The 22,980-nt window shown below is 45.0% G+C and carries 22 protein-coding genes; 21 read left to right on the top strand and 1 reads right to left on the bottom strand.

Annotated elements, in window-relative coordinates; genetic code table 11:
• Positions 1-144 precede the first annotated feature (144 nt).
• The 4 genes from J2Z65_RS23665 to J2Z65_RS23650 all read left to right on the top strand — a co-directional run bounded on the left by J2Z65_RS23665 (position 145) and on the right by J2Z65_RS23650 (position 4,012).
• Positions 145-1,125 (top strand): dTDP-glucose 4,6-dehydratase, encoded by a 981-nt coding sequence (locus J2Z65_RS23665; RefSeq protein ID WP_209856114.1) that lies wholly within the window; start codon positions 145-147, stop codon positions 1,123-1,125.
• A 13-nt stretch (positions 1,126-1,138) separates the two neighbouring features.
• Positions 1,139-2,053, top strand: a complete 915-nt coding sequence (gene rfbA / locus J2Z65_RS23660) for a glucose-1-phosphate thymidylyltransferase RfbA (RefSeq protein ID WP_167059344.1) — start codon at positions 1,139-1,141, stop codon at positions 2,051-2,053.
• Positions 2,050-3,120 carry a dTDP-glucose 4,6-dehydratase gene (rfbB, locus tag J2Z65_RS23655; protein ID WP_167059341.1) on the top strand — a complete coding sequence of 357 codons (1,071 nt, stop codon included), beginning with the start codon at positions 2,050-2,052 and terminating at the stop codon, positions 3,118-3,120. The genes rfbA and rfbB overlap by 4 nt, the downstream gene beginning before the upstream one ends.
• 310 nt (positions 3,121-3,430) lie before the next feature.
• Entirely contained in the window at positions 3,431-4,012 is a 582-nt protein-coding gene (locus tag J2Z65_RS23650) for a TetR-like C-terminal domain-containing protein (protein ID WP_167059338.1), read from the top strand.
• A 74-nt stretch (positions 4,013-4,086) separates the two neighbouring features.
• Here J2Z65_RS23650 and J2Z65_RS23645 read toward each other — a convergent pair whose 3' ends face one another.
• The gene (locus J2Z65_RS23645; protein WP_209856110.1) at positions 4,087-5,424 is read right to left on the bottom strand and encodes a glycosyltransferase; all 1,338 of its coding nucleotides are present in this window, start codon (positions 5,422-5,424) and stop codon (positions 4,087-4,089) included.
• Between the two features lie 278 nt (positions 5,425-5,702).
• On the opposite strand from J2Z65_RS23645, the gene J2Z65_RS23640 reads away from it, so the two are divergent.
• The 17 genes from J2Z65_RS23640 (at position 5,703) to fabD (ending at position 22,979) form a co-directional block, all read left to right on the top strand.
• Positions 5,703-6,929 (top strand): FAD-dependent monooxygenase, encoded by a 1,227-nt coding sequence (locus tag J2Z65_RS23640; RefSeq protein WP_167059329.1) that lies wholly within the window; start codon positions 5,703-5,705, stop codon positions 6,927-6,929.
• A gap of 27 nt (positions 6,930-6,956) precedes the next feature.
• Positions 6,957-8,210, top strand: a complete 1,254-nt coding sequence (locus J2Z65_RS23635; RefSeq protein WP_209856107.1) for an acyltransferase family protein — start codon at positions 6,957-6,959, stop codon at positions 8,208-8,210.
• An 18-nt stretch (positions 8,211-8,228) separates the two neighbouring features.
• On the top strand, positions 8,229-8,672 hold the full coding sequence (locus J2Z65_RS23630) for a YrdB family protein (protein WP_338111700.1): 444 nt from the start codon (positions 8,229-8,231) through the stop codon (positions 8,670-8,672).
• Between the two features lie 302 nt (positions 8,673-8,974).
• A complete protein-coding gene (locus tag J2Z65_RS23625) occupies positions 8,975-11,326 on the top strand; it encodes a beta-ketoacyl-[acyl-carrier-protein] synthase family protein (protein ID WP_209856104.1) in 2,352 nt (783 codons plus the stop codon).
• Between the two features lie 88 nt (positions 11,327-11,414).
• Positions 11,415-11,702, top strand: coding sequence for a phosphopantetheine-binding protein (locus J2Z65_RS23620; RefSeq protein WP_240159744.1), 288 nt, complete (start codon positions 11,415-11,417; stop codon positions 11,700-11,702).
• Between the two features lie 88 nt (positions 11,703-11,790).
• Complete coding sequence (locus tag J2Z65_RS23615) at positions 11,791-13,308, top strand: phytoene desaturase family protein (protein WP_167059322.1); 1,518 nt, start codon at positions 11,791-11,793, stop codon at positions 13,306-13,308.
• The gene (locus tag J2Z65_RS23610) at positions 13,305-14,048 is read left to right on the top strand and encodes a 3-oxoacyl-ACP reductase family protein (RefSeq protein WP_167059319.1); all 744 of its coding nucleotides are present in this window, start codon (positions 13,305-13,307) and stop codon (positions 14,046-14,048) included. The genes J2Z65_RS23615 and J2Z65_RS23610 overlap by 4 nt, the downstream gene beginning before the upstream one ends.
• Before the next feature lie 11 nt (positions 14,049-14,059).
• Positions 14,060-14,797, top strand: a complete 738-nt coding sequence (locus J2Z65_RS23605; protein ID WP_167059316.1) for an SDR family NAD(P)-dependent oxidoreductase — start codon at positions 14,060-14,062, stop codon at positions 14,795-14,797.
• Between the two features lie 48 nt (positions 14,798-14,845).
• A complete protein-coding gene (locus J2Z65_RS23600) occupies positions 14,846-15,871 on the top strand; it encodes a ketoacyl-ACP synthase III (protein ID WP_338111711.1) in 1,026 nt (341 codons plus the stop codon).
• Positions 15,868-17,781: an HAD-IIIC family phosphatase gene (locus J2Z65_RS23595; protein WP_209856101.1), complete on the top strand. Its 1,914-nt coding sequence runs from the start codon at positions 15,868-15,870 to the stop codon at positions 17,779-17,781. Before J2Z65_RS23600 ends, J2Z65_RS23595 begins: the two co-directional genes overlap by 4 nt.
• Positions 17,778-18,011: an acyl carrier protein gene (locus J2Z65_RS23590; RefSeq protein ID WP_167059309.1), complete on the top strand. Its 234-nt coding sequence runs from the start codon at positions 17,778-17,780 to the stop codon at positions 18,009-18,011. Before J2Z65_RS23595 ends, J2Z65_RS23590 begins: the two co-directional genes overlap by 4 nt.
• Entirely contained in the window at positions 18,011-18,835 is an 825-nt protein-coding gene (locus tag J2Z65_RS23585) for a 2-oxo acid dehydrogenase subunit E2 (RefSeq protein ID WP_167059306.1), read from the top strand. Before J2Z65_RS23590 ends, J2Z65_RS23585 begins: the two co-directional genes overlap by 1 nt.
• Positions 18,825-20,363, top strand: a complete 1,539-nt coding sequence (locus J2Z65_RS23580; protein ID WP_209856098.1) for a phytoene desaturase family protein — start codon at positions 18,825-18,827, stop codon at positions 20,361-20,363. The genes J2Z65_RS23585 and J2Z65_RS23580 overlap by 11 nt, the downstream gene beginning before the upstream one ends.
• Positions 20,360-21,142, top strand: coding sequence for an enoyl-CoA hydratase/isomerase family protein (locus J2Z65_RS23575; protein ID WP_209856095.1), 783 nt, complete (start codon positions 20,360-20,362; stop codon positions 21,140-21,142). Before J2Z65_RS23580 ends, J2Z65_RS23575 begins: the two co-directional genes overlap by 4 nt.
• Before the next feature lie 18 nt (positions 21,143-21,160).
• Entirely contained in the window at positions 21,161-21,628 is a 468-nt protein-coding gene (locus J2Z65_RS23570) for a 3-hydroxyacyl-ACP dehydratase FabZ family protein (protein WP_205300991.1), read from the top strand.
• Positions 21,628-22,035, top strand: coding sequence for a holo-ACP synthase (acpS, locus tag J2Z65_RS23565; protein WP_244999169.1), 408 nt, complete (start codon positions 21,628-21,630; stop codon positions 22,033-22,035). Before J2Z65_RS23570 ends, acpS begins: the two co-directional genes overlap by 1 nt.
• A 14-nt stretch (positions 22,036-22,049) precedes the next feature.
• Positions 22,050-22,979 carry an ACP S-malonyltransferase gene (gene fabD, locus J2Z65_RS23560; RefSeq protein WP_342357354.1) on the top strand — a complete coding sequence of 310 codons (930 nt, stop codon included), beginning with the start codon at positions 22,050-22,052 and terminating at the stop codon, positions 22,977-22,979.
• Position 22,980: the final 1 nt, after the last annotated feature.

The following is a 22,980-nucleotide window of genomic DNA, read 5'->3' as shown; positions in this document are numbered from 1 at the left end:
TAATACAATTAGTTTGTCAATAAATTTAGTTTTTATAACTGTTAAACAAATTATTTGACAGACTAATTATATTAGTTTAAATTCTAAGATAGTTCGTAAATAGTTCCACTTTATCGTAAAGATGAAAAAATGGAGGGAATAAGAATGCGTATTTTGTTGACTGGCGGTTCAGGATTTATAGGGACAAACTTAACCAGCCATTTGTTCCAGAAGCATCCAGACTACACAATCATTAATTTTTCTCCTTACCGGACGGGAAGTCGGGCTACGAATGTCGCACGGTTTGAAACAAACCCGAATTACATTTATGTTGACGGAATTATCGAGAACGAGCAGGCTTTAGAACAAGCTTTTGGTCTTGGGGTGGATGTTGTGGTTAATTTGGCTGGCCAAACACACATCGATCGAAGTTTGCAGACGCCCGGTTCGCTGATTTGTGCCAATGTAATCGGGACTCAAAAGGTGCTTGATATGTCACGGAAGTATAGTGTCAATCGAGTGATTCAAATATCTTCCGCTGAAGTATACGGTCCGGTGCATAAAGGGAGCGAGGTTGCAGAAACGTTTCGCCTTGCGCCAGTCAACCCTTACGGAGCAAGTAAAGTCGCAACAGAATTGATTACACAGTCCTACCACCAGACGTTTGGTATGAATACGATTATTACTAGGAGCTCGAACAATTACGGTCCGTACCAGACACCGGAGAAATTGATGCCGCTTGTGATTACGAATGCACTCCTAAACAATCCGATTCCTTTATATGGCGATGGTGGACAAATGCGGGATTGGTTGCATATTACAGACCATTGCTCTGCTCTTGACGCCATTATTCATAATGGGGTTCCCGGTTCAGTCTACAATATTGGTGGGAATCAAGCGGCAACCACGAAGGACATTGTTCAATCGGTGCTTCAATGTTTAGATCGTCCATGGTCATTGGTCCAGTCTGTCCCTGATCGGCCGGGTAACTTTGACAGATATCCGCTCAGTTTTGATAAGCTGACGACGGATACCGGGTGGAAACCGACTTACCTTCTAGAAGAGGGAATCCGCGAGACAGCTTTGTGGTATCAAAGTAATGCCGATTGGTGGGCTGAACAAAGAGAAGTAACTACGATCCGATAGGAGGAGGATAAGAATGAAAGGAATTATTCTAGCCGGCGGACAGGGGACTCGACTATATCCGCTCACAATTTCAGTGACGAAGCATTTGCTGCCTATTTACGACAAACCCATGATTTATTATCCGCTTTCCGTTCTGATGCTTTCTGGCATTCGTGATATTCTAATTATCGGTACGCATCAAGATACCCCACGGTACCAAAGTTTGTTCGGGGATGGGAGTGACCTCGGCCTGTCGATTTCCTACGCGGTGCAAGAACATCCCGGCGGTTTGGCGGAAGCATTTCTGATCGGAGAATCGTTTATTGGGAAAGATGATGTCGCGCTCATTCTGGGAGATAACATATTCTTTGGTCAAGGTTTTACGACAATGTTACTGGACACGGTTAAACGCAAGAATGGAGCTACCGTGTTCGGTTACCGGGTAAAGGATCCGTCACGTTTCGGCGTTGTCGAATTTGATGAGAGTCATCGCGTATTATCTGTGGAAGAGAAGCCGAAACATCCGAAATCGGACTATGCGGTAACGGGGCTATATTTCTACGATAACGACGTTGTTCGGATTGCAAAGTCGCTCAAACCGTCTGTGCGCGGAGAACTGGAAATTACAGATTTAAACGCTGTTTATTTAGCGCAGAGCAAGTTGCATATAACGCTGCTCGGTCGCGGTCTAGCCTGGCTTGACGCAGGAACGCACGATTCATTGATGCAAGCTTCACAATTCATCGAGACATTGGAGAAACGCCAAGGATTCAAGATCGCCTGTATCGAGGAAATTGCCTTTCATTTAAACTATATTGATCAAAATCAGCTCGTTAAGATTGCCAAACGATTGAAGAACGAATACGGTCAATACTTGTTGGATATTGCCGAAAGGAATCAAAGTATGCCTATGAATGCGGCAAACAGAATGGCGGTGCATTTGGTATGACGTCCACCCATACGATTAACCGTAAGCCGATTCTTGTGACTGGCGGTTCTGGATTTATCGGCTCCAACTTTATACTGCACATACTTTCAAAGTATCCGGATTACGAGATTGTCAATCTAGACAAGCTAACTTACGCAGCTGCGCAAGATTTTAATGAGCAAGCGGGACAGTTTCCTCAATATACGTTCCTTCAAGGATCGATCGAGAATCAAGAGCTGGTTAATTTTATTTTCGCAGAATATAACATTCGCGGCGTTATACATTTTGCGGCTGAATCACATGTGGACAATTCGATTTCGAACCCTGGCGTGTTCGTTCAAACGAATATCGTCGGCACATCCACGTTGCTGAACGCCGCAGTGACGCACTGGATGGATGGTCCTGGAAGGGTGAAGCTGGGTTATGAAGAATGTCGTTTCCATCACATCTCAACTGACGAGGTATATGGAGCACTTGGAGAGACGGGCAAGTTCTCGGAAGAGAGCAAGTATGCCCCGAACAGCCCATACAGCGCGAGCAAGGCGAGTTCTGATCTGCTCGTGAGAAGCTTCAACCGTACCTACGGCCTAAATGTGGTTATAACGAATTGCTCCAACAATTACGGTCCGCGGCAGCACGATGAAAAACTCATTCCAACGATAATCCGTTCTGCGCTGCAATTGAAGCCAATTCCTATTTATGGCAACGGATGCAATGTGCGGGATTGGCTCCACGTGCAAGATCATGCGGAAGCAATCGATTTAGTGTATCACAGAGGTACAAACGGCGAGACCTATAATGTAGGCTCGGATAACGAATGGAACAATTTGAATTTAGCTTTGGAAATTTGCACGATTCTGGATGAATTGGCAACTGAACAACTGAGGGAAGCAGGCTTGACCAATTACAGCGAACTGATTCAGTTCGTTAATGATCGGCCAGGGCATGATTGGCGATATGCGATCGATACCACCAAAATAAACAAGGAATTGAGTTGGAAGGCGGGCACTCCGTTTCGCACCGGGCTGCGCCAGACCATTGAATGGTATCGGGAGATGTATCAGCCTAAACAGATTGTACGAGTGTAAGGTTCGTTAATATTATTAACTAAATACATTATCTCAAATAAGATGATCTGCGGCATTAAACTGGATGCTGTAGCCAAATTAATAAAAGTAATTTGATATAACTTTTGGCATTAGTTATAATGGGAAACAATAGCTATCTTCTTCCCCGACTGTTTTTCCGCTATCTGTTATTCGGGGCGATAGAACAGGACGGGGAATTTTATGATACCGGAAAGTCTTACATCCTGAAGCAGACGAACTGCCAAGCTGTTATTGTCAAAAAAGAAAAATATCTTCTTGATCAAGCATAAAGAACAAAGGAGTAACAACTATGGCACCAAGAAACAGTATTAACTTGAACGTCATTTTGCAAGCGGCTACAGAAATTGTTGATACAGGCGGGGTTGAAGAATTATCGATTACTTCGCTTGCGCAAAAGCTCGACATTCGATCCCCATCCCTTTACAACCATTTCAACGGACTTCAGGGCATTCGTAAACTGCTCTCCGTCTATGGTTTGGAGCAGCTTCTTAACGTTTTAATGCGTGCCGCAATCGGCCGCTCAGGTGATGATGCAATTCGCGAAATGGCAAAAGCTTATGTTGCTTTCGCACGTTCGCATCCTGGACTCTATGAGGTAACGCTCCTTGCTCCAGGACCCCAAGACCCGGAGGTACAAGAAGTCGGCCAGGAAATTGTCGATCTCGTCACCCAAGTCTTGAAAGTGTATCAACTAGAGGAAATGGACGCCATTCATATGGCCCGCGCGTTGCGGAGCATTCTGCACGGCTTTGCTTCGCTTGAACAAAAGGGTGGCTTCGGTCTTCCGTTTGACCTTGACATAAGCCTGCAGACAATTATCGACACGTTCTTGGACGGGCTACATGTCCGCTTATCCAACACAGCGCATTAAGCAAGATGTTCTTCTAAGCGAAAAATACCGCACAACTCCTTGTCGGAGTAATGCGGTATTTTTTGTGCATTTTATCAGGCGATAATGAAAGCTTTCTCGTGAGCCGTTTCAGCGGTATCTGAGCAATTAGAAGATGCCATGTTTTCAAGACATTGAATGGAGAGCGAGTAGGCGTCTAGAGTTTCAATTTCTTCTTGTAATTGATTAACCCTTTGCTTAAAACTGGGGTTGGCAAATATTTGGTCAACGGCTTGTCCTACTTCCTCGGGTGTTACCCGATTCAATTTAAGACTGATACCGATTCCGGACCATTCGACGCGTGCACTGACTTCACTTTTATCTTCGGATTTCCCCCAAACGATAAGCGGAACTCCGTGCTGAATCGCATAATGAACTCCGCCATATCCAGCATTGGTCACCATTACATCTAAATGAGGCATTAAAAGAGAATATGGAATAAATTTTTCTACCCTCACATTGTCTGGCAATTGGAACGGAAGATTAATTAATGGTTTGTTTCCGGTTGTCGCTACAACGAGAACATCTTTGTTAGCCAGCGCTTTAATAGCCGGAATCATCAATTGATTAAAGTCTTCATTCGCAAGCGTTCCTTGCGTAACGAGTACGACACGTTTGGCGGTCTGCAAATCGCCCCACCATGATGGCAGCGGGAAATCGTGTACTGGAGTCGTAAGGTTAAAGGGACCCACAAATTGTACATTCGGAGGCAGATCACGGTTAGGATATTCAAAAGATGGGCAAGTCCCCTGAAGGTAAACATCAGAATAAAAGACAGCTGCGTCAAACACCCAACGATCCAATACTGGAAGCCCCATTTTCTTTAAATTATTATTAAAATGCTGCTGCTCTCGGCGAAATACAATTTTCTGAACAAGGAAATTCAACATGCTGTTCCTGAGACGACCGAAAGCAGAATTGACAGGTTTGATGCCGAGTCCGAACGGCGCTATATCCTTGCTGGTAACCGACAACGGCAGCATACCGAGACAAACTGTCTTTATTTGATCCCCGCGTCTTCGAAGCGGAATGATACCGGTGAACGTAGGGCAGATAACAAGCACGTCAGGCTTGAAAGTCTTGCGAATATCGTTTAGGTCCTTATCGAACCCCTCCATTGTACCGCCAATAATGTTGCGGACTCCCCATTTGAACTGTTTGAGCCCCTTTAACTCCATATACTTAGGGAAATGTTCATTCAATGTGGAACCACTAAAATTTTTGAGATTGGTAAAAGGGACAAAAGTGACACCTGTAGACTGAATTTTCTCCTTAAAGAGCGAACTGCAGTACCAAATGACATCATGTCCTCGTTCAACCAGTTTCTTTGCCAAGGGGATTGTAGGATTTACGTGTCCATCAGATGGCCAAACTGCGATTAAAAAGCGTGCCATATTATCTCCTCCTAATAATTCTTGATTTGGCTTTGAAAAATTGTTTGCAAGTGAAGTCAATGCACTAACATAAATAACATGTTAACTTATTGTTTTTGTTGACAAACTAAAGTAATTAGTTTAGTTTTTACTTGTATTAGTCTATCATATAGACATGCATCGGTCAACGGACGTTGGAATGCATCCGTAACCTGCAGGGACTAATCTATATTGTCTATCATCATTATGGAAAGTGGACAGGCGAATGGAACTTGAGTACCAAAAAAGGAGGATTTGTCATGAATCATGTCATTCAAGCAGATGTGTGTATTGTTGGAGGCGGTCCCGCAGGTGCTATGTTGGGATTATTACTTGCTAAGCAAAGTGATCTTGAAGTGGTGGTGTTGGAACAACATCAAGCATTTCAACGTGAGTTCCGGGGGGAGTCTATTTCTCAGGGGTCGGTCGCTATCTTAGATGTGTTGGGCATCATGGACAATCTCAAACAGCACGGGTATTTGCAGGTTGAAGGTCTGGAGATGTATGACAAGGGAGAAAAAATTTTTTCAGTCAATTTTCATGAGTTCTCCTATGAACAGAAGTTTATTATCGATTTGCCGCAGCCGGTTTTGATTGGCGCTATCTTGGACAAAGCCAGTGGTTATCCTAATTTCCACTTAAAAATGGGGGCAACTGGTGTAGAACTATTCGAGGAACAAGGACTAATTAAGGGTGTTGTTTATCGTGAAAAGTCTGGAGAGCTTGTGACGGTGAATAGTTCTGTTGTCGTTGATGCGAGCGGACGGTACACGCGAATACGCGAAATGGCCGGAATTCATGCCAAAATCGATCATTTCAAGCGCGATGCCGTATGGTTCCGTGTACCGCGCCCTGAAGGATGGGAAAGTGCAACCCGTATTAAGGTTGATGGTCATCAGCACTTAATTATTTTGCCTACTTATCCGGATCAGCTGCGTGTCGGTATTAACATTGCGAAAGGCGCATATCAAGAATTTAGAAAACAAGATATTAGTATTTTCTATGACACAGTTTGCAGACTGGAACCTCAGTTGGATGGCATCGTGCAAGAACATATTCAAAGCTGGAAAGATACGGTTCTCCTTGACATTTTCACAGCAGAGGTATCCCAGTGGTCCCGTGACGGACTTGTATTGATTGGAGACTCCGCTCATACCGTTTCCCCAATATTGGGACAAGGGGTTAACTTGGCTATCCAAGATGCATATGAATTGGCACCTGTGATCATAGATTTTCTTGCCAAAAATCCAAAGACAGTCATGCCACAAGAAGCCTTTCAATCGTTCCAGTTAAGGCGCCAGGAATTTGTAAGCTTTATTCAAGGATTTCAGGCGGATCAAGAAAAGGATCTAATGGCTGAAACGGAGGAAGATATGAGTAAAAGACGTATGAAGATGCAAATGCTTGATCAGTCTCCTATGAAAGTAGAACTCGCGACGAAAATGGCGTACGGAATCTTTAGAGAGAGTCTAATGAAAGTCTACTAAAACTATGAAGTAGGAGATCAAGTCCCCGTGAACAAGTCAAACCAAACTGTCAACCATTTAGGTGGAGCTGATGGATTTAGGGCAATAGCCTGTCTTGCCGTCATTTTCCACCACCTGTCACAATTTCTAGCGATGCAGTCGCAGTCGCCTTGGATGCAGGAACTGCAATCCTTTTTACTTATGGGGAATGCTGGAGTAAGTGTGTTCTTTGTATTAAGCGGATATTTATTGGCTTCACCGTATTGGCATAAGTATCTTGACGGTAGCGCATATCCGGATATTAAGCAGTATGTGGTTCGGCGCGCAGCAAGAATTATGCCTGGTTATTACATTGCTGTCATGGTTGCAACGTTAATTACAGTTCTTTTTCATGTACCAACGGAGCACTTCTGGGCACGCCTGATGGCAGGACTAACATTTACTGCGGGATTTCATTACATTACATTGTTTCCTAATGAGGTGAATGGACCTTTATGGTCTATTAGCTTTGAGGTATTTTGTTATGTATTGATGCCTATGTTTATGTTGGGCCTATATCGCTGGACATTCAAACAACGATCTATTCGGAATGGTCTGTTGTATTGGATGGGGGTATTTATCCTTATCTTAGGACTAAACCAACTTGTCCATTTATTTTTTTCAACGGGCAATGAAGGGAAAGGTTGGGACAATGGCTGGATTGGCGGTGCGAAATATTGGATGCCGAACTACAATCCTATCGGTTTTTTTGGTCAGTTCACCATTGGGATACTCGCTGCGGGTGTTGCTGCAGGACTGCGCCAAAGTTCTGAAGGGTTAAACAGGATGAAATACATCGGTTTATTCGATTTTGTAAGCTTAGGGGGATTGTTTTGTTCGTTTGCTCTCCTATGGTACGTACGCCACATGCCAGAATTCAGCCTAAGTTTGCAAAAACAGCCCTTCTTCTTTCCATTTTATTCTTTGCTTATAGCGGTCAGTTTGTGTGCTGCTTCACAATCGAGATGGGCTGCAAAAATATTAGATAATCGCGTGTTTAAGTTTACGTCCAAAGTGTCATTCGGACTGTATCTTTGGCATTTTGTGATTATTGGCGTTTCCTCGGTCACTTGGGCGAAAGACTTCCAGTACATGGGGACGAAAAGTCTAAGTACTTGGTTCAGCGTATCCGGTGTCGTTCTGGTTGTCTCATTCCTATTCGCAACACTTTCCTTTTATTTTGTTGAAAAACCGGTACTTCATTGGTCTCACGGAAAGAGAAAATTTATGGGCAATACGCATCAACCCCTATTGGAAGCCTGATAAGAGTCATTTATTTCCATGCTTCATTACTGGCTGTTAGGGCTGTCCCTGCAGCTATTTTTTATTTTATTGACTCATATAATCATGAGTTTTGGAATGGTGGTGTGGCTATCCTTGTTGATCTTAAATTGGGTTAACTTAGCGTTAAGAGGGCTCATGGAGCTAGGCATTGTGATTGCTTTAGCATACTGGGGCTATCATAGCGGTAAAAACACGATACAAAGTACACTGCTAAGCATCGGTGCACCATTGTTGATCTTTGGGTTTTGGAGTCTATTCGATTTTCGAAAAGTGGTGGCGACTCCTGAACCTTTTCGTCTTGTTCAAGAGTTGATCTTATCCGGTTTAGCAGCTGTAGCATGGTATACAGCAGGGCAGCGAAGCCTTGGTATTACTCTCGGCACGATTTCAATCGTACATCATGTCTTGGTGTATATATTGGGGGAAAGGCTGCTGAAATAACGAGCAATGGATTGGATTGAATAGCGTCATTTGAGGATTGAATAAAAATACAAATTTAGGGAATTTGTATTTTTATATTTACAATAATTATATTAGTTATTTAAATAATAGTATTAATTAATTATAAAAATATATTAGTATTATCTGCAAATAGAGTCATGTTATATCTTAATCATTTTTTAACTTGCCTAATATACTTTATCTTGTTATCTTGAGATTCGATGGAAATATTTGAGTGGAGAGAGCAAAAAGTAAGAAAATTATTGAATTCATGTAAATTAAAAATTAGGGTGGAGGACTTTATGAAACTGAAACCAAAAAACCGTGTAGTCGTTACAGGAATAGGTATCATTTGTTCGCTCGGAGCAGACAAGTCCCAAGTTCTTGCCAAAATGAAGAAAAATGAAACAGGCATTGGATCCATTACCCGATTCCATACAGATAAATTTATTAGCCGAATCGGTGCCGAAGTGAAGGACTATCAGCCAGAGAACTTCTTCTCGGAAGAGGAACAAGAACGTTACGACTACTGCAGCCAATTCGGAATTATCGCTGCTAAGGAAGCGATGGCAGAGAGTGGTATTGCTATTACCAATGAGAATGCGGCTCGTTTCGGTGTAGCGTTCGGCACTTGCAACGGGGGGATTAATTCCTTGGAGGAGCAAGCAACGGTTACAGAGCTTGATGTGGATCGGACTTCCCGTTATCCGTTCTTTCAGCAAGGAGACAATATCGCCATGTATTTCGGTATGCAGGGTCCTGTCAATACACTGAATACGGCATGCGCCGCAAGCGGTAATGCGATTGGCTATGCTTACGATATGATCACTGCCGGTTACGCCGATAAGATGCTGGCTGGCGGTTCGGATTCGATGTCATCCTCGGTCTATGCTGGATTCAACGTCCTGCAAGCACTGAACACGGTACCTTGTTCACCTTACAATAACAAGTTCGGTTTAAGTTTGGGAGAAGGTGCTGCTTTCGTTGTGTTGGAATCATTAGAGAGCGCACTGGCACGTAATGCCACGATTTATTCTGAAATTTGCGGATACGGTTTGAGCAGCGACGCTTATCATGAGACAGCGCCTGAGCCCGAAGGAAAAGGTATTCAGCTGGCAGTTGAGTTTGCATTAAACAACGCTGGCATATCGAAGGATCAGATCGACTATATTAATACGCACGGTACTGGGACGAAGGCCAACGATTCAGCAGAGCTATATGGCTTGCGCCAGTTGTTTGGCGAAGAGCGATTCAGTCAAATTCTGATCAGTTCAAGCAAGGCCTACTTCGGACATAACTTAGGCGCAGCTGCCTCCATCGAATACGTAACGACGCTTCTCGCGCTGCAAGAAGGATTGCTGCCGGCTACCCTTCATTTTGAAACACCACGCGATGATGTGAATTGGGCGAATCTTGTTGTAAATGAGATGAGAGAAAGTAGTGTGAAATACTTCTTATGTAACAACTCCGCTTTCGGAGGTCATAACTGTTCCATCGTTTCTTATAATTGGGCTGAAGGGGGGAGAATCGCAGAAGAGTTACATACCCAAGAACCAAAACGAGTAGCCGTTGTTGGACTTGGAACAGTTTCCCGATTCGGCCACCGCTCCGGAAGTATTCTTCCTTGGCTCGCTGAAGATGGGATGGCAGTGACGGCAGCGGAATCCTCTTTTTCTCTGAAAGAATATAACAAAGAATTGTATGAACGCAGAATGAATCCACTATCGCAATACAGCATTGGAGCCGCACATTTGGCCCTTCAAGATGCAGATCTTTCGACTAGCGAGAATAGCTGTGAAATCGGCTTATTCTATGGGACATCTAGGGGAAGCCTGGAAAGCGCTCAGAAATATTTATCAGCTATTTTCGAAAAAGGTCCTGAGCATGCGAGTGGTGTCTATTTTCCGGATATGGTGCTTAACTCAACAGCTGGGAAAATTGCCAAGAAATTAGGTCTTAGAGGCTATGGTACTTCAATGAGTACGGGCGGCAACGATGGATTAAACAGTGCGTTATACGGCTATGAGACGATTCGCGCAGGAGTTCAAAAATACAGTCTCATTGGCGCAGGGGATGAGCGTTCCTTATTCTCGACGCAAGTAGATACAGCACTAGGACTGGATAATATTCCATATGAGATAGGCGAAGGCAGCGCGTTCCTCGTTCTAATGGATCTGGAGCAGGCTAAGTTGGAAGGGAAAGAAGTATACGCAGAGCTGAAGGGCTTTGGAACTGCTTTTAGCGGAACGAAAGGTGGTTCTGACGGAAGTGCAGTGACGCGAGTTATTGAGATGGCTCTAGCACGATCCGGTGTTGAAGCTTCCTCCATAGATTTTGTACTATTCAACAGTTTTATTGGCATGGACGAGCCTTCAGCTGAACGAGAGGCGCTTGATGAACTGTTTTCCGATAACGAGCTGTCTGTGGTATGTCTGAATGATCGCTTTGGCTATTGTGAGTCTACAGGTTCCTTATTCCATTTGAGCGCCGCCGTTGATATTTTACATGCCAACAAGCAGATTTCTGACACCGGTTTGGATGTTGCTGCAGCTGCTGCTTTTGTAAGCAAAGGAATGAAAGGAAACTACGGGCTTGTAGTGAGTTCTTCCATTAACGGTAATTATACAGCCGTCGTCGTTGCCCCTGGAGAGTAATAAGAATTGTGAGGAGCGGTTCCAAGGAACGATTCCATTACGGAGTCGATTCATGAACATATAAAAAAAGATCTGATGGGAGAGAAAAATGATGAAAAATTTAGAAGAAATCAAGCATGCTATTAAACAAAATATTTTGATTGACCGACTTGAGCTAGAGGACATTACCGCAGAGGAAATCGAGGATAATGCTCCGCTGTTCGGTGAAGGTCTTGGACTGGACTCTGTTGAGGCGCTTGATGTAGTTGCCGGGTTAGAAGCAGAGTTTGGCGTCAAATTGCACGGTATGGATCAAGAGGCAATCAGAAAACATTTCTATTCGGTAGAGACATTATCTCAATTTGTTTCCGAGCAATTGTCCACTGTGGCGAACTAACAATCGACACCCACCCTGCTGTGCAGCCGACGTTGCTAGAAACAACAGTCTGATCGTCGGCTGCCAGAACTTTGGAGGTATATCGGATATGAAGGAAGTTACGATAATCGGTGCAGGTCTAGGCGGTTTGGTAAGCGGAGCAATGCTTGCTAAAGCCGGAATGAAGGTTCGAGTCCTAGAGCGTCATTTTATCCCAGGCGGTTATGCGACTTCTTTTACCCGGAAGGTTCGGGGCATAGTTCGTCCGGTAGAATTCGAAGTATCGCTGCATCTGATGGGAGATCTTAGCGAGAAGGGAGCTCTTCGAGAAGTATTAAGCGAAATAGGTCTAATGGATCACGTTGAATTCCTTCGTGCCAAAACTCTTTATCGAGCTGTATTCCCTGGGGACGATATCCGGGTTGGGAATTACGAAACATATATGCACGACCTGGAAACCAAGTATCCCGATGAACGGAATGGAATCCATTTATTATTTGAACAGTTTTGTCAGCTTCGCAAAGAAATACTCTTGATGATGAACAAGACAAATCAAGGGGAAGCGAATGATTTATTCCAAGATGGACCTACGGTATTAGCCTACAACAATTTATCTCTGCAACAGGTGCTTGACCAGTTCCTAACCAGCTCAGAACTCAAGTCCATTATTGCTCAGCAGTGGCAGTACTATGGACTTCCCCCTTCCCAGATATCCGCCGTTTATTACGCTTATGCATGGACGGAATATATGTTGAATGGCGGTTATTATCCCAAAGGACGTTCCCAACAAATTTCCAACGCCCTTGTCCAAATGATCAAGAGTCACGGGGGAGAAGTACTTACACGGCATCATGTCACGCAAATTCAGGTGGAGAATGGAGCCGTGAAAGGCGTTAAAACGCTGAAAGGTGAATTTGCGTCAGAGGTTGTTATCTCGAACGTTGACCCATTTCAGACGTTTGGCAAGATGATCGGTTACGATCAGTTGCCACGCCGATATGTCAAAAAGATTGAATCGCTCAAGCCGAGCCTCGCGTGTGTTCAGGCTTATTTGCTGCTGGACATCGATTTCCCTAGCGTTTATGGGGAGACGGATCATGAAATATTCGTTAATGAGTACTATGATCTTGAGCAAGCATACGAGGAAATGCGGAATGAAAGTTACGAGACAATGCCGTTTAGCATTACGATCTATGAAAATCTCAATCCCTCTTACCAAGCAAACGGTAAAACGACGATGTCTTTGTTTGTATTAAGCGAGTATGATTGCTGGAAAGAAATCGATGAAGAAACTTATCGGCAAAAAAAAGAAGAAGTCACCCGCATCTTGATCAATAGGCTGGAGCGGCTGTACCCGAATGTGAGTGAGCATATCGCCTACGTGGAACTCTCAACTCCGAGAACGAATCATGCCTATACTAGCAACATGCATGGCGCTATATATGGAGCCCAGCAGTCGGTTGATCAATGCCTGCATCGCAGGTTGCCCCAAACGACTCCCATCCAAGGTTTGTATCTAGCAGGTGCATGGACACAGCCAGGGGGAGGATACAGCGGAGTTATTTGGAGCGGATATAATTTGGCAAAACAACTAATGCTTCAAAACAAAGAGGTGGTACTGAAATGATGATGAAAGATCGGGTAGCTATCATAACAGGCGCTACTCGCGGAATTGGAAAAGCGATTTTGTACAGGTTTGCAGAGGAAGGTGCAACGGTTGTAGGCGTTTATGCTAACAATGACCAAATGGCACAAACGATCCAAGAGGACCTTCGTTCGAAGGGAGTTAAGGTCACATTTTTCAAAGGCTCGATAACAGACCAGGGGTTCATTCGTCAACTGATGGAGCAAATCATTACGGAGTACGGCAGCATTGATATTTTGATCAATAATGCTGGCATAGTAGCAGACAACTTCTCTTCACAGATGTTGCTGGATGAATGGAACCGGGTGTTCCGCACGAATTTCGAAGGAACTTACTGTTGTTCGAAAGAAGTCATCCCTTATATGGAACGAAATGGGAGCGGGAAAATCGTAAATGTGATCTCGGTTACCGGTGTTCTAGGACGTGAAGCGCAAACGAATTATGGAGCGTCCAAAGGTTCCATCATCGGGTTGACTCGCATGCTGGCCCGACGTTACGCGTCCAAAGGGATCTATGTCAACGCGATAGCTCCTGGAATGATCAATACCGAAATGATCGGTCACGTTCCTACGGACAAGCTGGATAATTTTCTTTTGCATACGGACATGAAGAGATTAGGGGAGCCACGGGAAATTGCGGATTCGGTCCTCTTCCTAGCCAGTACTATGTCGGATTATATTGCGGGAAGCGTGTTGAAAGTGGACGGCGGCTTTATCAGATAGGAGGAGACAGGATGAGCAAGTCGATCTTTATTACTAATGGGCAGCATGCGTTCAACCAATTGATCGCAACTCGTATGCTGTCAATCGGGCATCGGGTTGTGATGCACATAGAAGATTCGGAGGAAGGGATGTCATACACTCGCTCATTAGAGAGTGAAGCTGCTCAAAGACTGCATATAGTAAATGGTATGCCTTCTGAAGAAACGGAGTACGCAGCCATGATGGAAGAGGCTATCTCTGTCTTGGGTGGGCTTGATGTCATGATTCACGGCAATGAAATGCTCGATGAAGAGAAGCTGTTCGAGGACATGCCTGATGTGTTGGGAGAACGAATTCCTGCTATATTTGAGCGGATCTTTTTGTGGAACAAATCGGCTGTCAGTCATATGATCAAGCGTAAATCAGGGAAAATCGTGTTCCCGATTATTTATGACACGCTCTATTATGATCAATATCCAAGTTCTCCGATCATTAACCACGGCAAAATTTCTATGATGAAATGTTTGTCCCGGGAATGCAGTGCATTCCGCATTGACGTCAATGTAATGACATTCGGTTACCATGATGCCGATTTTGAGAAGAGTGAGAAAAAAGAAAGACAGCGGAAGCTGGAGATATATGGGCTGAAGCCGGTGATGAAGCCGATGAGCGAAATGTTGGCGATGCTGGATTTCATCATCGACGCGCCTAACAGCTTGATAGGAGGTCAAAATTTCGAAATCGGCATCGGAGTGGAAACGAATCTGTAAGGTTAAATTCGACTGTTTAATTCAGAGGAGGAAAATCATTTGAAATCCGTGAAGCTCATTGGAGTTGGCACCGCGCTTCCAGGGAATCCGGTTCCTAATTCCAAGATGGAAGAAGTATTTGGATTGCGCGAAGATTGGATCGACCTCATGATCGGTACAAAAACACGGCATTTTGCCGTCGATCTGGACGAGAAGGTCGTCAAATTCCAATTGCTAGATCTCGCCTATGAAGCGGCACAGAAGGCAATAACAAGAGCAGGTTTCACGAACGATGAAATTGACTTGATTGTGATGTCGACAGCAACGCCGGATCATTTGATGCCTGCAACGGTCAATCTTGTAGCTGATCGGCTTGGGATGAATCAGATACCGACCTATGAAATTCAGGCGGGTTGCTCTGGAGCCATTCAAGGCTTGGAGGTCGCGTATCGCTTCTTGCTTACGGGGGCTTTCACGAATGCACTTGTTATCGGAGGAGATGTTTGTAACAAATACATGAGTTTCCGTCGTGATTTTAAAAAGCTGCGCTCTTCGGAACTGATCAATTTAGCTTTATTCGGCGACGGAGCGGGGGCGGCTGTGTTATCTACGGGTTCGGAATACGATGGGATCAACATTGAACATATCGTCAACCGTTTTGAAGGTTTGAATCGGGAGCCCGGTCAAATGATGAACTGGTTCGGTCTGCAAGAGAGTCCGGAGGAGGGCAAGAAAGTCCAGTCTGCCAAAGAGGACTACAAAGCGATCGAGCGGGATGTTCCAGTCATGGCCAAAGAAATGCTGGTGGAACTCTTGGAGAAGCTGCAATGTCCTGCTGAGTCAGTTGATCATTATTTGCCCCCGCAATTAGGTGGACATATGACGGACAGAATTGTGCAATCCCTCGAACTCGACTCAGCCAAAACAATCAATTGTGTTGCCGAGACAGGTAATAACGGGAATGCGCTCCCGTATTTGCAATTGGAGCAGCTGATTGACAGAATGAAGCCCGGAGAAAAGGCGGTATGCATCGCCATTGAATCCTCCAAATGGATTAAGACAGGCATGGCTTTAGTGAAAGAGGAAGCCAAATGATGAATAATAAAGAACTAATTGCAAGCATTCGTCAAATGAAGAACGATGGCTCACTCGGTGCGAATCGGCAAAAGATCGTCAGCGCAATTAAGACAAACCGCGATGCCATGTTTAGTGAAAAAATCGGTTATATGCTTAAAAGCGTTGCTCATGAAGCTTGGCAAGCAGCAGATGTACAGCCTTTGAAACCGTTGAAGGTTGCAGTGCTCAGCAGTTTTACAAGTGATTCTTTTCCTTTGATGCTCAGGCCTCTATTGTTGAGCGATGGTATTTGGCCCGAAGTGTACGCAGCAGGATTCAATCAATATGTTTATGAGCTCATGAATACGGGCAGTGGCTTATACGAAATGTCTCCGCAATTGACGGTTTGCCTGCTGGATGAACATGCAGTAACGGAAGAACTGCCTCGTGATTGGGATGCTGCTGATCTGGAGCTTGCCTGTGAAAGAAAGCTGGAGCAGCTCAAGCAGCTTATAGGGATTTATCATGAGCAGTGCAAAGGCTTGCTGGTGCTAAATACGGTTCCGCTGACTAGTGTAACGTATAATGCCAAAATCGATTATAAGACAAAGGCCAAGATCAGCCGGATATGGCGTTCCTTCAACATCGGGCTTTTGGATTTGGCTAATGCTTGGAGTCAGGTCATCATCATGGATACGGAAATTCTGCTGCAAGAGCATCAGGTAGCTAAACTTTCCGACCCTCGATTGGCGCAGTACGGAAGCTTCCATTTAAGTCAGGACGTTTTGTTTGCTTACGCTTCCGAAAGCGTAAAAGTAGCAAGAGGCATCTTGGGAATGACCAAGAAGTGCCTTGTCCTTGATCTGGATAATACGCTTTGGGGCGGAATCGTCGGCGATGACGGAATAAACGGTGTGCATTTAGGCGATTCAGCACCCGGCAAAATCTTTGTGGATTTTCAGAAAGCAATCCGGCAGCTGAAGAATCAAGGTGTACTGCTGGCGGTGAGCAGCAAGAACGAAGAATCCGTTGTCCGGGAGATGTTCGAAGAACATCCGCATATGCAGCTAGGATTGGAAGATATCGTGATTATTCGCGCCAATTGGGATCCTAAACACGAGAATATTAAAACGATTGCCAGCACACTGAATATCGGACTCGATAGCCTGGTATTCATCGATGACAATCCATTCGAGCGGAATCTAGTGCGTGACTCATTATCTGACGTCACAGTGCCCGAACTCCCCCAAGACCCTTCCTATTATGTTGATTCTCTATTATCTGCCGGCTGGTTCAACTTGAACAAGCTGACTTCTACGGATTTGGATCGTACGAATCAATATAAATTGGAAGTAGAAAGGGAGCAGTTGAAGCAATCTAGCGGTTCTATAGAAGACTATTTGCATTCGTTGGATATTCAAGTGAATCTTGTACCCGCAAATGCCTTTAACCTTCCACGACTCGCTCAACTAACGGTGAGAACGAACCAGTTTAACATGACATCTAGACGCTATCAGGAATCAGAGATCGAACAACTGGAAAACAGTGGTGCTTATTGGGTGTTCGGATTTCAGACCAAAGATCGCTTTGGTGACTACGGCTTAATCGGCTGCGTACTTGTGGAGAAATCAGAGACCGCGTGGCGGATTGATAATTTCATGATGAGCTGCCGAGTATTTTCCAGAAAAATTGAGACAGCCATTATGCGTCATGTGTTATGGAAGGCCAAAGAGGAAGGCATTCAGGAAGTTTATGGGGAGTACATTCCTTCGATGAAGAATGTGATTGTAAAGGACTTCTACGTGCAGCACGGGTTTGAATACGTAGAAAATGATCAAGATGACCCTGTAGATGGGGTGAAGCAGCAATTTGTCCAACGATTGCAGAACATACCTGATGAAGTAGCATGGATAAACATGTTAGCCGGAGAGGAGATTGCTGCTCAATGATCGAGATGAAAGAACTCAAGGAAGTTGTAGCTGACGTATTGGACATGGACGAGAACGACCTGCATGACGAAATCAGAATGGAAGATCTGCCGGAATGGGATTCCGTGAATGCGGTGCGTTTAATGGTGCATTTGGAGTCGGCCTTAGGTGTACGTCTCCCCGTAGAACAAGTAATGAAAGCACAAAGTCTGAAGGATATGCTTCATGCCGTAACCGAGGAGGTTGTTTAATGTATCGTGCCAGGGGCAAGACGAGCATTTATCCGATGCCGCAGGCAAGAAGACATACCTATCATTTTTTGGATTATGCCAAGGAATTCAAAGCGGTTTATTTAGATACAGAGATTGATATGTCAGTCGTTAAGCAGCGCAGAGCTGAGAGTACGGTAACCGGAGAACGGATCAGTTATATTGTTTATTTAATCGAAGCGATATCCCGTATCCTCCAGAGGTATCCTGAGGCCAACGCTTCTGTCAAGCATGGACTGATTCCGAAAATGGCTGTTTATTCGAACGTTTCTGCCAAGTTTACCATGGATAAGTCGATAGGCGAGAGTCGGGTTGTATTGTCTGGACTCATCGCAGATTCGGATCAAAAGTCGGTGGAAGAGATGCAGAAGGTGATCAATTACTATCGTGAAAGGGAAGTTAACGATATTACTGAGTTCAAAGGCGTGCGTAAACTTCAGTCTCTGCCGATGTGGCTCGGCAAAATCGCTTATCGCCTAGCCATGGGAAATCTGGAAAGCCGTGATAAACTGCAAGGGACATTCACCATCACGTCTCTCGGACACCGACCGATTCAAGCATTTTACCCGATTATTTCCAATACACTTTGTTTTGGGGTAGGTACTATTGAAGACAAACCTGTAGCGATAGCAAGACAAATTGTGATCCGCCCGATGATGAAACTAAGCCTCGCTTTTGATCACCGGGCTATTGATGGAGCACTCGCCGCCGATATCCTCGCTGAAGTAAAGGAGTTTCTGGAATTTGATTCTTCATCCATTCAAAAAAACAATGAGGAAATAGAGGTGAGTTTCATTGGCTCGTAAACCTAAAAAGGATAAGTATGACGTCATTGTTATCGGTGCAGGTATGGGTGGCCTAGGAGCCGCTGCTTACTTAGCTCAGCAAGGTTATTCTGTGCTTGTGGCCGAGAGGCACTATTTTGCCGGCGGTTATGCGCATTCGTTTGGAAGGCAAAAGTATACATTTGATGCCGCTGTTCGCATTGTTGCCGGGGCGGAGAAGCATGGGTTGCTTTACGACCTGCTCAGCAAAGCGGGACTTTCAAATAAACTGCCTTTTATTCAGCTACCTGAAATCTTTACAGCCATCTATCCCGAACACCGTTTTACGGTGCCAAGACAAGTTGAGGGATTAATTGAAACTTACTCCCGCCTTTTCCCTAGTCAGAGAAACGGGATTGTGAACCTCGTTAATGACATGCAGCAAATTTATAACGCAACGATTGAGCTGCTTCATGCCCGTGATCCGTTTCATGTCATGTCCAATCAGGTCATCATGAAATACCGCTATATGACGTTCCATGAATTGCTGTTTAAGCATTTGACGGATGAAAAAGCGGCGTATACGTTTGCTGCATTATGGAGTTATTATGGTGCACCACCTACACGAGGCAGTGCGCTATATTTTGCCTATGCCATCATGAGTTATTTTAATGAAGATATTTACTATTTAAAAGGAAGCTTTCAAGAGCTGGCTAATGCTTTCGTGGAACGCATTGAGGAATGTGGTGGCGAGGTATGCCTGCGCAATGAAGTGAAACGGATTGTTGTTGAAGATAAACAAGCGAAGGGAATCGTTTTGCAAACCGGAGAGTACGTGGAAGCGCCCATTGTTATCTGTAACGGGGATCTGAAAAAAATGGTGCATGGGCTCGTCGGCGAACAATATTTCCCTGCCAGATATGTGAAACGTCTGGCTGAGATGACAGTTTCCATGTCTGCCTTTGAAGTTTTTATCGGAACAGATTTGCCTTTGGAATCGTATGGATTGGCTCATGAAACGTTCATTTATAACCATTATGATTACTCCAAAACATATGATCAGCATTTGAATTTGAAGCAATCAGGTGTTGACGGTTTGTGCGGTCTGGCTATTTCATGTCCGACGCTGGTTGATGCGAGTCTGGCTCCACATGGAAAGCACACGGCCATTCTGACGACGCTTGTTCCTTATGATGTCGGTGCTGATTGGAAAACGGAGAAGCCTAAGTATCAAGAAGCATTAATACGCATGGCGGAAAAAGCCATACCGAATTTAGGCAGCCATCTCGATTTTGTTGAATCCGGTTCGCCTCTTACGATGGAGCGATATACAAACAACAGCCAAGGCGCTACCTACGGATGGGAACAGAACATGAAGCAGATGACTTCGCGTCCACAGCACGGTACTCCGATTTCTGGTCTTTATCTGTCCGGTCATTGGACCGATCCAGGCGGAGGTGTTGTATCCGCCTTGCTCTCAGGCTATAAGCTGTATCATAAAATTATTAATGAAGCATCTTCCTCGCCAAGCGCTTTGAAGTTGTTAGTTCAGGCAGGTGAAGGGTTATGAGCTCGATACAAGTCGACAGTAAAGAAGGGATTTATTACATTTTAATGAACAATCCTGAAACGAGAAATAGTTTGGATCTTGCAATGGCGACTGAACTATATGAAGCTGTGCGGGAAGCGAATGAGAATCCGAGCTGCAACGCGATTGTGTTTCTTTCTAAGGCACGAGCGTTCTTTTCCTCCGGACCTGCACTTGATGAGCTTATTGAACTATCCACGCTTCAGAATGGGGCAGCTTTGTTGTCCGAGGTGGTGGAGAAACTCAATCAAGTGATTTTGGAAATTTATCATTCGCCCAAGCTGACCATTGCAGGTGTTCACGGATATGCCTATGGTGGTGGTCTTAACATTATGCTTGCTTGCGATTACCGGATCGCTGAAGAGAAAGCGAAGTTCGTAGAAAACTTCCATTATATGGGGTTCACACCGGACTTAAGCGCAAGTTATTTCCTTCCTCGCTATATCGGACTTTCGCATACGATGGAATTGTTGCTGACCGGACGCATGTTTACTGCGAAGGAAGTGGCTGATTGGGGTCTCTTTCATGATGTAGTAGAGAAAAGGGCAGTCATGTTAGAGCGCATTGACACGTTATGCCGTCAGTTTGTACAAGGTGAAGTTAGAAATCTGCAACGGATGAAAGAACTGCTCCGCACGTCGTTTTACTCCACATTGGAAGAGCACTTGGATAAGGAAAAACGGTATCTGTCGGATTGCTTGAAATATCCAGAGCTTACAGGCCGGTTAAAAAACGTTGCAGGGATGTCACTGACTAATTGACAGGGGGTTTAATAAAGAATGAGCGTATTGGAAAAACAACAAATGGATGTGCTGAACAGACCTCCGCATCAGATATTGAAGCAATCGCCCCCGTTCCTATTTATCGACCGAGTGATCCGTTTGGAAGGCAATACCATCGAATGCGTGAAGAATGTTGCTTATAATGAACCATATTTCGCCGGTCATTTCCCCGGGGAACCGATCGTTCCAGGTGTTCTAATGATTGAGATGGCAGCACAGGCAAGTATGCTGCTATCGATTGCATTGGAAGATTCGGTTTCTACGGAATCACGCATCGGATATTTGGTACGTACGCAAGATTTCCGGTTTATTAATCCGAGTCGTCCTGGCGATACTTTGCACATCATCGTGGAAATGAAGGAGAAGCTCGGCAACTATCATACAACCAAGGTGCGGATCATCAATGGCAATACGCAAGCCAAAGTAGCAAAAGGCGAACTGATCTTTTTCCTCCCCGAGGGATAATGGCCATGTTGATAGGGATCGGACTTGATTTGGTTGATATCGAACGGATTCAGAGAATTGTGACCAGAGAAGAAACTTCCTTCATCCGACTGTTGCTGTCAGAACGGGAGCTCCATTTGTACGAACAATTGCGGGCTCCGAGACGGAGAACGGAATGGCTATCTGGACGTTTTGCCGCTAAGGAGGCCGCTTCTAAAGCATTTGGGACGGGGCTTTCGAGTGTTGTAACACCCAAAAGTCTTGAGATCCTGCCCGACAGCCTAGGCAAACCGGAATTGATGATTCCAGCCGTATTGGTGAATCAGTACAAGGAGCCAATTCGTTCTCATGTAACAATTACGCACACCAAGCATACCGCTGCAGCGGTTGTTATGATTGAAAGGATAGAGGCAGTTATCAACCATTGAAAGGAGCGGATACTGTGAATCCGAAAATCGCCTTTGTATTTCCGGGACAAGGAGCGCAAAGCATAGGGATGGGCAAAGAGTTCGTAGATCGATTCTCTGTATCACGTGCCATCTTTGAGGAGGCGGATCGGGTGCTCGGCTACCCGCTAAGTGATCTGATTTTTCATGGTCCTGCAGACGAACTGAAAAAGACTTATCATACACAGCCTGCATTACTTACAACTAGTGTTGCTTACCTGGAAGCTTTCCGGGAAGCAGGTATAACGCCTCACTATGTGTTGGGGCACAGCCTTGGTGAATTTAGCGCACTCGTGGCTTCCGGTGTGTTGAATTTTGCGGATGCGGTACGAATCGTACACGCTCGCGGGAAGTTTATGGATGAAACGGTCCCCTACGGTGAAGGCGGGATGGCTGCAGTGATCGGGTTCGACCGAGAAGAATTAGTGCTTATTTGTGAGGAAGTAAGCCGCGAAACGGGATTAGTGGAATTGGCTAACTTAAATGCGGGAAGCCAAATCGTCATTTCAGGGACCAATGATGGTGTGCGGGAGGCATCAGCACGTGCGGAATCGCGTGGTGCCAAACGGGTACTGGAGATTGATGTCAGCGGACCGTTTCATTCTTCTTTGATGAAGCCGGCAGGGGATAAGCTTGCTCCGCTGCTAGCTAATGTCTCCTTCAACGCAGCGCGGATTCCGGTTATCGCCAACGTTTCGGCCGAGCCGTTAACTGATCCTGAGGAGATTCGCCAATCCCTCATCAAGCAAGTATCTGCTCCCGTCCTTTGGGAAGATAGCATCAAGTGGCTGCTCGCGCGTGGCGTAAACACGTTCTATGAAATTGGTCCGGGCACCGTGTTGGCAGGTCTTATCAAAAAAATTAACCGTTCGGTAACGGTGCGTTCCATCAATCACCCAGATGCGTTACTGCAATGCGAGGTGTAAC

It is taken from the genome of Paenibacillus aceris, assembly GCF_017874035.1.
GTDB lineage: Bacteria > Bacillota > Bacilli > Paenibacillales > NBRC-103111 > Paenibacillus_E > Paenibacillus_E aceris.
This window is presented reverse-complemented; position numbering and strand designations above follow the sequence as displayed.

What these genes read in the sequence shown, in the direction of transcription:
- J2Z65_RS23665 (WP_209856114.1), top strand. Translation starts at nt 145, where the DNA reads ATGCGTATTTTGTTGACTGGCGGTTCAGGATTTATAGGGACAAACTTA.
- rfbA (WP_167059344.1), top strand. Translation starts at nt 1,139, where the DNA reads ATGAAAGGAATTATTCTAGCCGGCGGACAGGGGACTCGACTATATCCG.
- rfbB (WP_167059341.1), top strand. Translation starts at nt 2,050, where the DNA reads ATGACGTCCACCCATACGATTAACCGTAAGCCGATTCTTGTGACTGGC.
- J2Z65_RS23650 (WP_167059338.1), top strand. Translation starts at nt 3,431, where the DNA reads ATGGCACCAAGAAACAGTATTAACTTGAACGTCATTTTGCAAGCGGCT.
- J2Z65_RS23645 (WP_209856110.1), bottom strand. Translation starts at nt 5,424, where the DNA reads ATGGCACGCTTTTTAATCGCAGTTTGGCCATCTGATGGACACGTAAAT.
- J2Z65_RS23640 (WP_167059329.1), top strand. Translation starts at nt 5,703, where the DNA reads ATGAATCATGTCATTCAAGCAGATGTGTGTATTGTTGGAGGCGGTCCC.
- J2Z65_RS23630 (WP_338111700.1), top strand. Translation starts at nt 8,229, where the DNA reads ATGCTTCATTACTGGCTGTTAGGGCTGTCCCTGCAGCTATTTTTTATT.
- J2Z65_RS23625 (WP_209856104.1), top strand. Translation starts at nt 8,975, where the DNA reads ATGAAACTGAAACCAAAAAACCGTGTAGTCGTTACAGGAATAGGTATC.
- J2Z65_RS23620 (WP_240159744.1), top strand. Translation starts at nt 11,415, where the DNA reads ATGATGAAAAATTTAGAAGAAATCAAGCATGCTATTAAACAAAATATT.
- J2Z65_RS23615 (WP_167059322.1), top strand. Translation starts at nt 11,791, where the DNA reads ATGAAGGAAGTTACGATAATCGGTGCAGGTCTAGGCGGTTTGGTAAGC.
- J2Z65_RS23610 (WP_167059319.1), top strand. Translation starts at nt 13,305, where the DNA reads ATGATGATGAAAGATCGGGTAGCTATCATAACAGGCGCTACTCGCGGA.
- J2Z65_RS23605 (WP_167059316.1), top strand. Translation starts at nt 14,060, where the DNA reads ATGAGCAAGTCGATCTTTATTACTAATGGGCAGCATGCGTTCAACCAA.
- J2Z65_RS23595 (WP_209856101.1), top strand. Translation starts at nt 15,868, where the DNA reads ATGATGAATAATAAAGAACTAATTGCAAGCATTCGTCAAATGAAGAAC.
- J2Z65_RS23590 (WP_167059309.1), top strand. Translation starts at nt 17,778, where the DNA reads ATGATCGAGATGAAAGAACTCAAGGAAGTTGTAGCTGACGTATTGGAC.
- J2Z65_RS23585 (WP_167059306.1), top strand. Translation starts at nt 18,011, where the DNA reads ATGTATCGTGCCAGGGGCAAGACGAGCATTTATCCGATGCCGCAGGCA.
- J2Z65_RS23575 (WP_209856095.1), top strand. Translation starts at nt 20,360, where the DNA reads ATGAGCTCGATACAAGTCGACAGTAAAGAAGGGATTTATTACATTTTA.
- J2Z65_RS23570 (WP_205300991.1), top strand. Translation starts at nt 21,161, where the DNA reads ATGAGCGTATTGGAAAAACAACAAATGGATGTGCTGAACAGACCTCCG.
- acpS (WP_244999169.1), top strand. Translation starts at nt 21,628, where the DNA reads ATGGCCATGTTGATAGGGATCGGACTTGATTTGGTTGATATCGAACGG.